The 13,567-nt window shown below is 72.8% G+C and carries 17 protein-coding genes and 1 pseudogene; 9 read left to right on the plus strand and 9 right to left on the minus strand.

Translation table 11 applies throughout. The annotated features are described in order from the left end of the window. Positions 1-98: 98 nt before the first annotated feature. The 5 genes from ACIOJE_RS26740 to ACIOJE_RS26760 all read right to left on the minus strand — a co-directional run bounded on the left by ACIOJE_RS26740 (position 99) and on the right by ACIOJE_RS26760 (position 1,960). Positions 99-503: a DUF3052 domain-containing protein gene (locus ACIOJE_RS26740; protein ID WP_280678549.1), complete on the minus strand. Its 405-nt coding sequence runs from the start codon at positions 501-503 to the stop codon at positions 99-101. Positions 504-605: 102 nt separating this feature from the next. Beyond that, the gene (locus ACIOJE_RS26745; protein ID WP_280678551.1) at positions 606-806 is read right to left on the minus strand and encodes a hypothetical protein; all 201 of its coding nucleotides are present in this window, start codon (positions 804-806) and stop codon (positions 606-608) included. Between the two features lie 78 nt (positions 807-884). Next, positions 885-1,232 (minus strand): hypothetical protein, encoded by a 348-nt coding sequence (locus tag ACIOJE_RS26750; RefSeq protein ID WP_400779359.1) that lies wholly within the window; start codon positions 1,230-1,232, stop codon positions 885-887. Between the two features lie 105 nt (positions 1,233-1,337). Then, complete coding sequence (locus ACIOJE_RS26755; protein ID WP_400779361.1) at positions 1,338-1,571, minus strand: hypothetical protein; 234 nt, start codon at positions 1,569-1,571, stop codon at positions 1,338-1,340. Positions 1,572-1,591: 20 nt separating this feature from the next. After that, a complete protein-coding gene (locus tag ACIOJE_RS26760) occupies positions 1,592-1,960 on the minus strand; it encodes an ATP-binding protein (protein ID WP_400779363.1) in 369 nt (122 codons plus the stop codon). A 177-nt stretch (positions 1,961-2,137) separates the two neighbouring features. On the opposite strand from ACIOJE_RS26760, the gene ACIOJE_RS26765 reads away from it, so the two are divergent. Both ACIOJE_RS26765 and ACIOJE_RS26770 read left to right on the plus strand, forming a co-directional pair. Next, on the plus strand, positions 2,138-3,028 hold the full coding sequence (locus ACIOJE_RS26765; RefSeq protein ID WP_400779365.1) for a helix-turn-helix domain-containing protein: 891 nt from the start codon (positions 2,138-2,140) through the stop codon (positions 3,026-3,028). Positions 3,029-3,038: 10 nt separating this feature from the next. After that, the gene (locus ACIOJE_RS26770) at positions 3,039-3,239 is read left to right on the plus strand and encodes a DUF397 domain-containing protein (protein WP_400779367.1); all 201 of its coding nucleotides are present in this window, start codon (positions 3,039-3,041) and stop codon (positions 3,237-3,239) included. An 81-nt stretch (positions 3,240-3,320) separates the two neighbouring features. Here ACIOJE_RS26770 and ACIOJE_RS26775 read toward each other — a convergent pair. After that, positions 3,321-4,138: pseudogene (locus tag ACIOJE_RS26775) on the minus strand (IS5 family transposase). A gap of 45 nt (positions 4,139-4,183) precedes the next feature. Next, positions 4,184-4,768, minus strand: a complete 585-nt coding sequence (locus tag ACIOJE_RS26780) for a DinB family protein (RefSeq protein WP_400779369.1) — start codon at positions 4,766-4,768, stop codon at positions 4,184-4,186. A 5-nt stretch (positions 4,769-4,773) separates the two neighbouring features. Here ACIOJE_RS26780 and ACIOJE_RS26785 point away from each other — a divergent pair, with 5 nt between their 5' ends. Then, entirely contained in the window at positions 4,774-4,902 is a 129-nt protein-coding gene (locus tag ACIOJE_RS26785; protein WP_400779371.1) for a hypothetical protein, read from the plus strand. An 8-nt stretch (positions 4,903-4,910) separates the two neighbouring features. Here ACIOJE_RS26785 and ACIOJE_RS26790 read toward each other — a convergent pair whose 3' ends face one another. Next, positions 4,911-5,273: a helix-turn-helix domain-containing protein gene (locus ACIOJE_RS26790; protein ID WP_280678567.1), complete on the minus strand. Its 363-nt coding sequence runs from the start codon at positions 5,271-5,273 to the stop codon at positions 4,911-4,913. A 96-nt stretch (positions 5,274-5,369) separates the two neighbouring features. Here ACIOJE_RS26790 and ACIOJE_RS26795 point away from each other — a divergent pair, with 96 nt between their 5' ends. Both ACIOJE_RS26795 and ACIOJE_RS26800 read left to right on the plus strand, forming a co-directional pair. Continuing rightward, a complete protein-coding gene (locus ACIOJE_RS26795) occupies positions 5,370-6,011 on the plus strand; it encodes an NAD(P)-dependent oxidoreductase (RefSeq protein WP_280678569.1) in 642 nt (213 codons plus the stop codon). 139 nt (positions 6,012-6,150) lie between these two features. Next, the gene (locus ACIOJE_RS26800; RefSeq protein WP_280678571.1) at positions 6,151-6,627 is read left to right on the plus strand and encodes a hypothetical protein; all 477 of its coding nucleotides are present in this window, start codon (positions 6,151-6,153) and stop codon (positions 6,625-6,627) included. Between the two features lie 104 nt (positions 6,628-6,731). Here ACIOJE_RS26800 and ACIOJE_RS26805 read toward each other — a convergent pair whose 3' ends face one another. Continuing rightward, the gene (locus tag ACIOJE_RS26805; RefSeq protein WP_400779374.1) at positions 6,732-8,189 is read right to left on the minus strand and encodes a BTAD domain-containing putative transcriptional regulator; all 1,458 of its coding nucleotides are present in this window, start codon (positions 8,187-8,189) and stop codon (positions 6,732-6,734) included. Between the two features lie 131 nt (positions 8,190-8,320). Between ACIOJE_RS26805 and ACIOJE_RS26810 the strand changes: the two genes are divergently transcribed. From ACIOJE_RS26810 to ACIOJE_RS26825, 4 genes are all read left to right on the plus strand, one after another. Beyond that, positions 8,321-11,272 carry an AfsR/SARP family transcriptional regulator gene (locus ACIOJE_RS26810; RefSeq protein ID WP_400779376.1) on the plus strand — a complete coding sequence of 984 codons (2,952 nt, stop codon included), beginning with the start codon at positions 8,321-8,323 and terminating at the stop codon, positions 11,270-11,272. A 111-nt stretch (positions 11,273-11,383) separates the two neighbouring features. Then, positions 11,384-11,935 (plus strand): RICIN domain-containing protein, encoded by a 552-nt coding sequence (locus ACIOJE_RS26815; protein WP_280678576.1) that lies wholly within the window; start codon positions 11,384-11,386, stop codon positions 11,933-11,935. A 236-nt stretch (positions 11,936-12,171) separates the two neighbouring features. After that, positions 12,172-12,879 (plus strand): hypothetical protein, encoded by a 708-nt coding sequence (locus ACIOJE_RS26820; RefSeq protein ID WP_400779379.1) that lies wholly within the window; start codon positions 12,172-12,174, stop codon positions 12,877-12,879. 134 nt (positions 12,880-13,013) lie between these two features. Further along, the gene (locus tag ACIOJE_RS26825; RefSeq protein ID WP_280678579.1) at positions 13,014-13,544 is read left to right on the plus strand and encodes a GNAT family protein; all 531 of its coding nucleotides are present in this window, start codon (positions 13,014-13,016) and stop codon (positions 13,542-13,544) included. Positions 13,545-13,567: the final 23 nt, after the last annotated feature.

Here is a 13,567-nt window from a genome sequence, read left to right on the forward strand (position 1 = left end):
CCCCAGGACCCGCCGCCGGGCTCCAGGACTCCGAGCCGAGCCGCGCGGCGGCGTGGCGCAGGAAGTCGGCCCAGCCGACGTCCTGCGCCACCGGGGGCTCAGCGCTTGGGGGCGGTGAGGCGGGTGCCGGACCAGTCCTTGGCGACGCTGACCGACCTGGCCTGGGACAGGCCCGCGGTCTGGGCGGCGTCGCTGATGTCGCTGGGCTCGATGTAGCCGTCCCGGCCGGCCTTCGGGGTGAGTAGCCAGATCGTGCCGCCTTCTTCGAGGAGGCCGATGGCGTCCACCAGGGCGTCGGTGAGGTCCCCGTCCTCGTCGCGGAACCAGAGCAGAACGACGTTGGCCACGTCGTCGTAGTCCTCGTCGACGAGGTCCTGGCCGATGACCGACTCGATGCCCTCGCGAAGGTCCTGGTCGACATCGTCGTCGTAGCCGATCTCCTGGACGACCTGGCCGGGCTCGAACCCGAGCCGGGCCGCCGGGTTGGTGCGCTCTGTCGTCATGACGGTCTTCCCTTGGGTCGGAGGCGCCTGCCGCCTCGCTCACGGGTAGCCAATCAGACACGTACGGTGGCGAGCCGGAACACGCCCGGCCGTTGACGCAGGTCAGACCTCGCGGCAGGAGACGACCGTGGAGGCGCTGACGGTGAGCAGGAGCTGTGTGCAGCCGGTGGCGTCGGCCCGGGCGATGGTGGCACCCAGGTCGCCGGGCGGCAGCGTGAAGGCGTGCGGGCGGAGGTCGGCGTCGTGGGCCACGACGGTGCCGTTCTCCACGTAGAGCATCAGGTATTCGGCGACGTCGGACACGTCGGCTCCCCTCCCCCGGGATGGCTGGCGTTCGGCCCTGCCCACGCTAGGGGCCGCGCGGGGCCCGGCCGGCGGCATTCACCGGGCACCACCCCCACGGGTGAATCCCACCGAGGGCGTGCAGGGGTTGAGGCGGGCCGGGTGGCCCGTGGAGTTGCGGCCGGCGGCCTCGCGGTAGGCGATCCGCTGGACGGCGGCGAGCAGGCGGTAGAGGTTGAGGGCGGCGTCGGACTCGTCGGCGGCGAAGCCCAGGTGGTAGATGACGGCTTCGAGTTCACGCCAGTCGAAGTCATCGGGGACGGGCGGGGCGGTGCCGGGGACGAGGGCGTTGAAGGCGGTCGCGACGGCGTAGTGGGTCGCGGCGAGGGCGTTGGCCAGGGGGTCCGGTGCAGGGCAGGGGTCGGGGTCGGGCATGGGGCCGGGCATGTCAGGGGTCCTCCTCGTCGGGCTTTGCAACGTTGAGTGCGGTGATGACACCCAGGACGACGGTGGCGATCGCCAGGGCGAGGAGGACGGCGAAGGCCGCCGCGATCAGAAATCGCACGAGGCGTCTCGTTCGGCGTCGAGGAGCAGGTTCAGGAGGTTGAGGAGGGTCGACGCGGGCGCGGTGTTGAAGCGGACGAGCACGCGGCCGTCGATGGTCGTGTCGGTGGTGGCGGAGGGCCAGACCAGGCCGAACCGGCGGCCCCGCTCGTGGACTTCGGCGAGGAGCGCACGGATCTGGGCCTCGGTGTAGTGGCGAATCCGGGGGTCCGTGGGCTTCATGGGGTGGCGGCGGTTCATCATCAGGCGGCGTCCAACTGCAGCTCGAACCAGACGGCCTTGCCCGTCTTGCGGGGGTCGGCGCCGAAGCGATGGGTGAGGGAACGGACGAGGTGCAGGCCCCGGCCGGAGCGGGAGAAGAGGTCCGCGGGGACGCTCGGCCCGGGGAGGGTAGGGCTGTCGTCGCAGACCGAGACGCGGAGGCGGCGGTCGAGGAGGGCGACGATGACCAGGGGCGCGGGGCTCCCGGCGTGCTTCCAGGCATTGACGAACAGTTCATGCAGGGCGAGTTCGGCGTCGGAGATGATGTCGGGCGGCCACCCGGCGGAGGCGAGGAGGTCGCACAGTTCGGTGCGGGCGGCGGTCCAGTCGGGAGGGTTGAAGGCACACATGAGAAGCCCCAGGAAAGAGGAGGGGGGAACCACTGACGATCCGTCATGTGATCGGTGCAACACTGAGAGTAGGGCCGCAGGGCTCACGCGTGCAACCTCATCGCGAAGAAGGCCCACCCAGCTTGGATAAGCTCACTCGTGTGGGTGGAGACTGGCCCGACACGGAAGGAACCCCCCTTGGCGCTCAGGACCCAAATCAGCGAACGGCAGCGGCGATTCGGCGCTGAGCTGAGGCGGCTACGCGAGGCCGCAGGCCTGGCGGTCAAGGATGCCGGCGCCCTCATCGGCATCCTCGGCCCGCAGCTCAGCCACATCGAGGCCGCTCGCACCGGGCTCGACCCGGAGCGACTCTCGGTCTTGCTCGATGGCTACGGGTGCACGGATAACACCTATGCCGAGCTGCTGCAGGGTCTCGGCGCCAGCAACGGCAAGGGCTGGTGGAGCAAGTACAAGAGCAAGGTGCCAGACCTCTCGCTCGATCTGGCAGAGGTCGAAGACCGCGCAACCCGTCTCGACAACTACGAGACTCTCTACATCCCCGGACTACTCCAACTGCCCCAATATGCCGAGGCCCTCTACAACGGAGGCACCAGGAACGGGAAGTGGGACACGACAACGCAGGTTCAGTTCCGCATGGACCGGCAACGGATCCTGACTGACGAGAAGCAGCGACAGTTCCGCTTCGTTATCCACGAGGCCGCGCTACGCATGCGATTCGCCGGAGATGAGGTCATGCGAGCTCAACTCGTGCATCTGCTTGAGATTGCCGAGCTTCCCAACGTCGACATGCAGGTGCTGCCGTTCACCGCTCCGAAGCATGCACCCTTCTCGCGCTCTTTCCTGCTCTGTGATCCCAGCTGCCGAGAACTCGCAACCGTCATTCTGGATGGTCCGAAGAGGGCCGAGCATATTGGCGACCCTGTTGAGCTGGCGGCCTACGGCCAGATGTTCCAGCAGCTCAGCGCACACGCTTTGCCGAGAGCGGATCGGGAAACGGCGCTGCGCGGACTCCCCAACCGCGAGTCGTGGGGAGTCCTGCATCATCTTCTCTATCTACTCCAGTCGTGAAAGGCGCACGATGTCCAACTTCTCCTGGCAGAAGTCGTCATACAGCAATGCCGAGGGAGGCAATAACTGCCTTGAGCTTGCCGCTAGCGCCGACGACATCCGCCACCTCCGCGAGTCCGACGACCCCTCCATCATCGTCACCACCACCGCCACCAAGCTCCGCGCCTTCATCCTCGGCGCCAAGGCCGGCGAGTTCGACCACCTCCTCTGACCCCCTCCCCGCCCGCTCGTTGGAGCCCAACGAGCGGGCGGGGCGCTGCCGCCTCGTCCGCCCATGAGCTAAGAGGTTGTCTCACGTGGCACGTTTCGCGAGCTTCTTGTAGCAGGTCAGGGCGGCGGCCAGGCCGAGGAAGGCGAGGAAGTGCGAGCCCTTTCGTTCGTATCGGACGGTGAGGCGGCGGTAGCCGAAGAGCCAGGCGATCGACCGTTCGATCTTCCGGCGGTGCCGACCGAGGCGTTCGCCGGACTCGATGCCGGGCCGCGCGATGCGCGCGACGAGCCCGCGCTCGCGCAGCCAGGCCAGATGTTCGGCGGAGAAGTACGCCTTGTCCGCGCGGAGTTCGACGGGTCGGCGCCGCCGTGGTCCCCGGCGGGACCGGACGGCGGGTATGCCGCGGATGAGCGGCTTGAGGGCGAGGCTGTCGTGCATGTTCGCGCCGTACACGGCGACGGCAAGCGGGATGCCCTGGGCATCGGACAACACGTGCAGCTTGCTGCCCTTCTTGCCGCGATCGACCGGGTTCGGCCCGGTCAGCGATCCCCCCTTTGGCGCGAACGGAGGCCGCGTCGACGATCGCCGAGGTCCAGTCCACCTCTCCGCGGGCCCCGAGTTCGTCCAGCACCGCCCGGTGCAGCCGACGCCACAGGCCGGCCTCGGGTCCATACCGTGAAGCGGCGATGCGCGGTGGCGGGCGACGTGCCGAACGTCGGCGGCAGATGCCGCCAGGCACAGCCGCTGGTCAGCGCGTACACCACTGCCGTGAACACGGCCCGCTCGTCACACGGAGCGGTCCCACCACCTTGCGGACGAGCAGCGAACGACGGCAGCAACGGGGCGGCCAGCTCCCAGAGTTCATCAGGAACCAGACGCTTCGATAGATCAGCACCCACGACCGGCATCATGCCGCACGAACATCAAGTCACGTGAGACGACCTCTAAGCCTTGATTGGTGCGGCCGACCTGGCGGCCTGCTCGATCTTCGCGCAGTACACTGCACGGGCTTGCTCGTCGATCTGCTTCTCGTGTTCGGCGCGCAACCCGGTCCGGCCGTCGAGGCCCTCGCGCAGGATATCGGCGTGCCCGGCATGCCGGATGGACTCGCCGAGGACATGGACCATGACGGCGAACAGGTTCGTGTCGGCATGAGGCTCCGGCCACCACGGCACGTGGCCGGGGGCGTCGAGGGGAAGCTCGTTGATCGTCGCGTCCGAGTGTTCCCACGTGCGCCGGTAGAACCCGATGATCTGATCGCGGGTCTCGTCCTCGGTCGCCCACAGATCGCTGCCGTTGGAGTCCTGCCACCGGGGCAGCGGTTCCGGGGCAGGGCGGTCGAAGACCTCGCCGAAGTACCTGGCCTCGACGGTGGCCACGTGTTTGACCAGGCCGAGGAGGTTGGTCCCGGTCGCTGTCAAAGGCCGGCGGGCGTCGTATTCGGACAAGCCGTCGAGTTTCCAGAGCAGCGCCTTGCGGTCCCGCCGCAGTCTCCCGTGCAGGTTGTCTTTCGCGAATTCATCGATCATGCGGCATGAGCCTGCCATGGGCTGCTCGTGGTCTCAAGATCCCGTACGTGGTCCGCAACGACTGGCAGAGCCGAGGCCTGGCCATGGCCACCGCCCTGACCTCCTACAAGAAGCTCGCGAAACTTGCCACGTGAGACGACCTCTAAGCCGGGTGCGTGCGGTCCCCGATGCGCGGGAGATCGTCGAGGTGCTCGCGTGCCCACGCGCAGGCAACGTCCATCGGGCCGAGCAGCGACCGCCCGAGCTCGGTGAGGGCGTACTCCACTCGCGGCGGGTTCTCGTCGTACGCGGTCCGGGTCAGCCAACCGTCGCGCTCCATCGCACGCAGCGTCTCGGTCAGCACCTTCGGGGCGACCCCTTTGAGCGGCACCTTCAACTCGGTGAACCGGCGCGGGCCGTCCTCAAGGCAGCGCAGGATCATGCCGCTCCACTTGTCGCCGACCCGGATCGGCATGCGGTGGCTGCAAAACGGGTCGAACAGGTCGGCGTTCAGGGGCGCGCTCATACCCCGACGATAGAGCCGGTTCCGTTGCAGTAACCGGCCACCTCCCGCCTACCGTCTCGCACACCAGGCCCGAACGGGCAATCCAGAGGAGGACCCATGAGCAGGATCGTGATCTTCGGGGCGGGCGGACGCGTGGGCCGCGCGGCAGTGGCTGAAGCCGTACGGCGCGGACACTCGGTGACCGCAGTGGTGCGGGACCCCGGCAAGTACGCGGAGCTTGGCACTTCGGATGCTGTCACCGTGGTACGGGGCGACGCGACCGACGCCGAGTCGGTGGCCGTGGTCGCGGCGGGGCACGATGCCGCCGTGAATGCCTCGGCCCGGTTGGACCTGCCCGCCGAGGAGTACTTCACGGCGGCCGCGCGGGCTCTGGTCGACGGGCTCGGGCGGACGGGGGTGAAGCGGCTCCTGGTCCTGGGCATCGCGACGACGCTGGAAACCTCGCCAGGCGTGCGGGTGATGGACGATCCGCAGTTCCCCGACGAGTACCGGCTGTTCTCCCAGGGGCACGTGGCGGAGTTCGAGCTGCTGCGGACGGCCGCGACCGAGCTCGACTGGCTGATGGTGGTCCCCCCGCTGGACCTGAACGCGCAGGCCGAGGCCACCGGGCACTACACGAGCGCGGTCGGTGCCGTGGTGGGGCAGGGGCGCATCTCGCACCAGGACCTCGCGGTGGCACTGCTGGACGAGATCGAGACGCCGAAGCATCGCGGGGTGCAGTGGGCGGTTTCGCACTGACGGCGTGACCGGCATGGTGGGCAGGACGGCGGATCAACGGGGGCGTTCATCGTTTGTCTACCGCCTTGGTCCATGGTCAGTTCCACGGGGCGCCCCGAACGTTCACGGGCGCGAACATGGATGAGGAAGGCACACGGGGATGAAGGCAATACGGCACATGGCGCTGGCCGCAGCAACCGGCGCACTGGCCCTGGCCGGGACGATGGCGACGGCGGGCACCGCGCAGGCCGCGTACGACCCGACCAGCCACAGCATCTGGGACGACGAGCCGCTCTACGCGGGCTGGCACGTCGACTCGTACACCACCCGGCTGATCATGCAGGCGGACGGCGACCTGGTCATCTACCAGGACTTCAACACCGCCAGTCCGAAGGTCCCGTTCAGGTCCGGTACCACGAACTGCGGCTACAAGACCGTCATGCAGTCCGACGGGAACCTCGTCGTCTACTCCGCCTCCGGCGGCGTCTGCTGGGCCCTCGGCACGGACGGCCACCCGCACGCCAAGCTGGTGGTGAACGACTCGGGCGCCGTCGGCGTCACCTGGGGCAGCGGTCGGCTCCCCAGGGCCAACACGGGCGACCCCTACTCGCGCTTCCTGTCGTCGGACCTGTACTGACGGGCACCGCCCGCTCCGGCGTGACCTCGCGCATCGTGGCCCCGACCGGCGGTTCTCCGCCGGCCGGGGCCACACGCGCGCGCCCGCGCCCCCGTGCCCACCCCTCACCCCCGCTCGGCGAGCCACCTGACCAGGTCGGCCACCGACCACTGCGGCCGGGCCGCGAGCCGCGTCGCCGCCGTCCGCAGCAGGACGGGCAGGTAGCCGCAGATCTCGGCCAGCTCGGCCGCCGGGCCCGGCTCCCGGCGGATCCGGTCGGCGCCGACGATCCGGGCCAGCAGCTCCTGCGCATCGTGCTGCTCCAGCGGCCCCAGCGCCACCCTCACCGCGTCCCCCGGCAGGACCCCCGGCTCCGCCCCCGCGACGACGGCCGCGCAGCCAGCCACCGCCGGCAGCAGCGGCGCCACCTCGCCGACCCCGTCGAGCACGACCAGCACCCGCCGCCCGTCCAGCGCGGACCGGTAGCGCGCGGACATCTCCTCGACCGTCGCCCCGTACGGGGGCCGCTCCCCCAGCGCCCGCAGGAACGCCGCCAGCGCGGCACCCGGGTCCGCCGCCCCTCCCGCCGCGTACAGCTGCCCGTCCGGAAAGGCGTCCTGAACGGCATGCGCCACATGCACCGCGAGCGCCGAAGTGCCGCTGCCGGCCGGACCGGACAGCCCCAGCACCGGTGCGGCGCCCCCGACCCCCGGCTCCCGCAGCACCCGCCCGGCCTGCCGCAGCTGCGCCGAGCGCCCCACCAGGTCGGGGAGGTCCGGCGGCAGCTGGCAGGGCCGGGGCGGCCGGCGCGGCGGCACCGGGATGTCCGGCGCCGCCAGCGAAGCGTCCCCCCGCCGGATGCGGGCGTGCAGGTCCACCACCGCCGGCGCCGGTTCGAGCCCCAGCTCCCGGTCCAGCCGCGCGCGCAGCGCCTCGAAGGCGGCCAGCGCCTCGGCCGTCCGCCCGCAGCGGTGCAGGGCCAGCAGGTACAGGCGCTGCACCTCCTCGTCGCGCGGGTGCTCGGCGGCCAGCGCGTCCAGCGCGGACAGCGCCTCGGCGTGCCGGCCGAGCGCGAGGTCGAGGTCGTGCAGCACCTTCACCGCCGCGTGGCGCCCGGCGGCCAGCCGCTCCCGGGCGCGTTCGGCGAAGCCGCCGGGCACGCCGTCCAGCGCACGCCCCCGCCACACCGCGAGCGCCCCGGCGAGCAGTTCACGGGCCCGCGCCGGGTCGTCGTGGCGCAGCGTGGCCGCCTCGCCCACCCCGGCCTCGTAGCGGAACAGGTCGACGGCGGCGCGCTCCACCGCCAGCCGGTAGCCACCGGCCGTGGCGACCAGCAGTCCGGGGGTGTCGAGGGCGCGGCGCAGCCGGTGGGCGTGGGTGCCGATCTGGCCGACCGGGTCCTTGGGCCAGCGGCCGTCGTCCTCGCCCCACAGGCCCTCGACCAGCCGCTCCGTGGGCACGAGTTGGCCGGGGGCGAGCAGCAGGGCGGCGAGGACGGCGCGCTGCTGCGGCCGGCCCAGGTCGATCTCGCGGCCGTCGCACGAGGCGCGCAGCGCTCCCAACACACGGAAATCGAGCCCCATGTCCCCATCCCCGAAGCCATGAGTTTCAGTACACAATCTGTGGCAGATCATAGGTGCCCGGATCGTGGGGGCGTCACCGTCCGTACGGAAGTGGCGTGATCCGGACACACGGCGACATTCGGGGACGGGACATGGTTGACATGGGGGAATCCGGGCTGCGGTTCGGACTGCTGGGACCACTGCGGGCCTGGTACGGGGAGCGGGAGATCGAGCTGGGCCGACCGCAGCAGCGGGCCGTCCTGGCGGTGCTGCTGAGCGCCGCCGGACGGACGGTGGCGACGCCAGTGCTGGTGGAAGGGGTGTGGGGCGGAGCCGCGCCGGCCGATCCGCGCAAGGCCGTCCAGGTGGCCGTCTCCCGGCTGCGGGTGGCGTTCAAGCCGTACACGGGGCCGGATCCGGAGCGGATGCCGCTGGTGCGGGTCGGCGACGGGTACGCGCTGCGGGTGCCCGGGGCGGAGGTGGACTCGGCCCGCTGGGAGGCGCTGCTGGCCGAGGCCGGACGGCTGCGCGACCGGCAGGCGCCCCCGGCGGAGGTCCGGGAGGTGCTGCAGGCGGCGCAGCGGCTGTGGGTCGGCGAGCCACTGGCCGGGCTGCCCGGGCCGCACGCCGAGGCCGTCCGGGCCGTCCTCACCGAGCAGCGACTTTCCGCCAAGGAGGCGCAGCTGGAGCTGGACGCGGAGATCGGCGACCGCACCGGCCTGACGGCGGAGGCCGCCGCGCTGGCCCTGGAGCACCCGGGCCGGCCCCGGCTGACCGCCGCCCTGATGCGCGCCCTCTACCAGGCGGGCCGCAAGGCCGAGGCACTCGCCGTGTACGAGGACGCCCGCCGCTGGTTGCCGCCGGGCGAGGACGGCCCGGCCGCGCTGCAGCTGCGGATCCTGCGCGAGGACCCGGCGCTGCTGCCCGCCTCCGCCGCCGCCCCCCGGGCCGAACCCGCCGCCGCCTGGCAGCCGCCCGACCAGCTGCCCTCCGGTCTGGCCGACTTCACCGGCCGCACCGAGGAGGTCGAGACGCTCGTGGACCGCCTCGCCGGCGCCGGCGGGCGGGCCGTGGTGGTCTCCGCGCTGGACGGCATGGGCGGGGTCGGCAAGACCACGCTGGCCGTGCACGTCGCCCGGCAGGTGCCCGAGCGCTACCCCGACGGGCGGCTCTTCGCGGACCTGCGCGGCGCCGACCGGACGCCCTCGGCCCCGGGCGCGGTACTCGCCGGCTTCCTGCGCGCCCTCGGCGTGGCCGCCGAGGAGATCCCGCCGGACACCGGAGAGCGCTCCGCCCTCTACCGCTCGGCGCTGGCCGGGCGGCGGGTCCTCGTCGTCCTCGACAACGCCGCCACCCTCGACCAGGTCGAGCCGCTGCTGCCCGGCTCGTCCGGCTGCGCCGTCCTCGTCACCAGCCGCGTCCGGCTGGCCGGCCTCGCCGGGGCGCACCACCTGCGCCTGGACACCCTGCCGCCCGGGCAGGCACTGGAACTGCTGACCCGGATCGTCGGCGCCGAGCGCGTCGCCGCCGAACCCGCGGCCGCCGAGGAGGTCGTCCGGGCCTGCGGGCTGCTGCCGCTCGCGGTCCGGATCGCCGCCTCGCGGCTGACCGCCGACCCCGCGCTCACCCTGGCGGCGCTCGCCGAGGGGCTGCGCCAGGAGCACCGGCTGGCCGAACTGAGCGACGGCGAACGGACGGTGGAGGCCACCTTCGCCCTCTCCTACCACCGCCTCGACGCCGAGGCGGCCCGCGCCTTCCGCCTGCTGTCCCTGCCCGACGCCCCCGACATCCCGCTGCCCTGCGCCGCCGCACTGCTCGACCGCACCGAGACCGAGGCCGACGAACTCCTCGAAGCCCTCGTCGACCTCAACCTGCTGCACTCCCCCGGCTTCGGCCGCTACGGCTTCCACGACCTGGTCCGCGACTACGCGCGCGGCCGGCTCGCCACCGAGGAACCCGCCGCCGGGCGCACCGCCGCCGCCGACCGGCTGGTCGACTACTGCCTGGCCACCGCCCGCAACGCCGACCTCGCCGCCCGCAAGGCCGACCCGGTCGAGCTCAGCCTGCTCGGCGCGACCGTCCGCTCCCCGGGCCGGACGCTGCCGGACGGGCCGGCCGCGGTGCGCTGGATGCGCGAACAGGCCGGCGTGCACGCCGCCGCCATCGCCCTGAGCTGCGCGGACCCGGCGCTGCCGCTCGACCGGGCGGCCGAACTCGCCGACCGGATGAGCGCGGTGCTCGCCGAACGCACCCAGACCAGCGACATCGCCGACCTCGCCGACCGCATCGCCCGGGAGGCCGCCGCCCGCGACGACCACGGCCCGCTCGCCCTCGCCCGCTACGTGCGCGGCAGCATGCTCTGGCACATCAACCGCTACGCCGAGTCCGAGCAGGAGATCCGCCAGGCGGTGGCCCTGTGCGACGGCGACGACGCCCTCGGCGGCGGGGGCCCCACCCTCCGCGTCCTCGCCAAGGCCCTGCTCACCCTCGGCGGCAACGCCCGCATCCGCGGCCGCTACGCCGACGCCGCCGAGCACGCCGGCCGCGCCGCCGACCTGTTCCACCGCCTCGGCGCCGAACGCTCCGAGGGCAGCGCGCTCGGCGAGTTCGCGTTCAGCTGCGCCCACACCGGCCGGCTCGCCGAGGCCCGGGACGCGGCCGAGCGCTGCGCCCGCCTGATGAGCGGCTCCGGTCCGGTGTCCGCCGCCACCGGCCGCTACTACCTGGCCCGGGTGCTGCGGCTGTGCGGCGACCCGGAGGCGGCGCTCGCCCACGCGCTCGGCGCCCGGGACGAGTTCGCCGCGCTCCAGGTGACGGTGTTCGAGGCGGCGGCCGGCGACCTCGCCGCCCGGATCCACGCCGAGGCCGGCCGCTGGCTGCTCGCCGCCGACGCCGCCGAGGCGGCGCTGCCGCTCGCCCGCCGCACCAGCGCCGCCCTGGAGGCCGCACTGCTGCGCACCCTGGGCACCGCGCTCACCGGCCTCGGCCGCCCCCGCCAGGCCCGGGCCTGCCTGGCCGACGCACTGGAGGTGTACGAGCGGCTCGGGCTCGGCGAGGACGCCGACCGGACCAGGACGCTGCTGGAGGCCCTGCCGCAGCCCTGACGCCGTCGTTCCGGGCCGGGCGTGCACCAAGCGTTGACGGCTTGTCTACCGCGGTCCGCGACCTTCTCTCTCGTCAGGTCGCGAACCGCGGCCGTGCGAAGGAGAACCCAGATGAGAGCCCTCACCCGTACCCGCAGGATCCTCGCCGGACTCGGCGCCGCCACGGCCGTCGCGGGGGCGGTCGTGGTCGTCGCCCCGGCCGCGCACGCCGCCGGCTGCGAGCTGCCGCCGAACGTGGCGACCTTCACCTCCGTCTACAACGGCGCCGGCGGCGCCCTCGACCTGCCGTCCGACGACGAGGCCAACGGCCGGCGGGTCGGCGTCTACACCGCCAACCAGAGCCCCGCGCAGACCTGGTCCTTCTGGGGCTACTGCGACGGCACCACCGCCATCTCCCACGGGAGCAAGGTCGTCGACCTCGACACCGGCTCGGGCGCCGTCCAGCTCTGGGACACCCCCGGCGGCCTGGACGGCCTCAACCGCCCGGCCGGCGACTGGATGGCGGCCAATCAGAAGTGGCGCCGGACCGCCGAGGACCGCGGCTGGTACCTGATCCAGAACGCGGCCACCGGCCAGTGCCTCAAGTCCAACGGCGTCGCCCAGTACACCTCGGTGACCGCCTGCGACGGCAACGACCCGGCCCAGCGCTGGCGGCTCGGCTGATCCACGGCCCCCGACCCCGGTCCGCGCGTCGGCGCCGCCGAGCGGCCCGGCCCTCCCCCGACCGCGCTCCCGACGCTGTGTCACAGTCCCGTATCCGTCGTCACGGTGGCACGTGGGACTCGTCACGGCAGGGTCAAGAGGCCGCCAAAGAAGTGGTGCCGGACCCCCGCCCTACGCTAGGAACATCCCTCGGAAGGGCCGCCCGTCCGGCGGCCCGAAGATACGGGGGACACCACATGAAGCTCATCGGCACGAGCAAGAACGCGGCGGTACTGGCCGGACTGATCGCGGTCGGCGCGCTCACCCTGACCGCCTGCAACGACGACGCGGCGTCGTCCGACACGGCGAAGACCCCACCGCCGGCGACCACCGCGCCCACCACTGCGGCCGCCGCGCCGACCAGCCCGGTCGCCACCCCGGCCGCGCCCACCACCCCCGCCGCCCCGGCCACCACCCCGGCGGCCGGTGCGCCCCCGGCGGCCGGCGGCGGGGCGACCGCGGCGCCCGGGACGACCGTCAAGCTCGGCGAGGCCGTCCAGCTGCCGTTCACCTCGGGCAGCACCAAGGGCACCATCTCACTGGCCGTCACCTCGATCGAGCAGGGTGACCCGGGCGACCTCACCGCCCTCAAGCTCGGTGACAAGGCGAAGGGCTTGGTGCCGTACTACATCCACTACAAGATCACCAACGCCGGCACCACCGACCTGTCGTACACCAGCGTCGGCCACATGAAGGGCCTGCTCGCGGACGGCACCGAGGCGCAGGACCTGCTGATCATCGGCAGCTTTGCCAAGTGCCCGAGCAGCTCGCTGCCGACGGGCTTCACCAACGGCCAGTCCGCCACCGCCTGTGCGGTGGCGCTCTCCCCGGCGGCCTCGAAGGTCGCGGGCGCCGAGTACTGGGGCGAGCCGTACACCATCGGCAAGGGCATCGACTGGAAGTGATCCGCACGGACGCCGGGCGGGAAGGGCGGCCGCACGCCGCCTTCCCGCCCGGCGTCCGGGTTCACCCGGCCGCCGCCCTCGGGCGCCCGGAAATCGGAGGCGCGGACCACCCTCACCCTGATAGACAATGTGACATGCTACAGGGCTCCCACATCACCCTCCGTGCCCGGCGACAGGACGACATCCCCGTCCTCCAGTCCGAGCTGTACGACGACGTCGCCACCCGCACCCGCGCCGACAACCGGCCGTGGCGCCCCCTCCCGCCCGACTCCCCGCACTCCCCCTACACCGTCACCGCACCGACCGACGACGCCGCCTGCTTCTCCGTCACCGAACAGGCCACCGGCGAACTCGCGGGCGAGGCGCTGCTCTGGGGCATCGACACCCACAACCGCTGCGCCCACCTCGGCCTCGCGCTGCGCCCCGCGCACCGCGGCCGCGGCCTCGCCACCGACACCCTGCGCACCCTCTGCCGCTACGGCTTCCGGACGCTCGGCCTCCAGCGGCTCCAACTGGAGACGCTCGCCGACAACGCGCCGATGCTGGGCGCCGCCCGCCGCGCCGGCTTCACCGTCGAGGGCACCCTGCGCGCCTGCCACTGGACCGACGAGGGCTTCGCGGACCAGACCGTCCTCGGCCTGCTCGCCCACGAATGGACGCCCTGACCCGGCCGACCTCCCCGGCGTCC

This window comes from Kitasatospora sp. NPDC087861 (assembly GCF_044742585.1).
Classification (GTDB): Bacteria; Actinomycetota; Actinomycetes; order Streptomycetales; family Streptomycetaceae; genus Kitasatospora.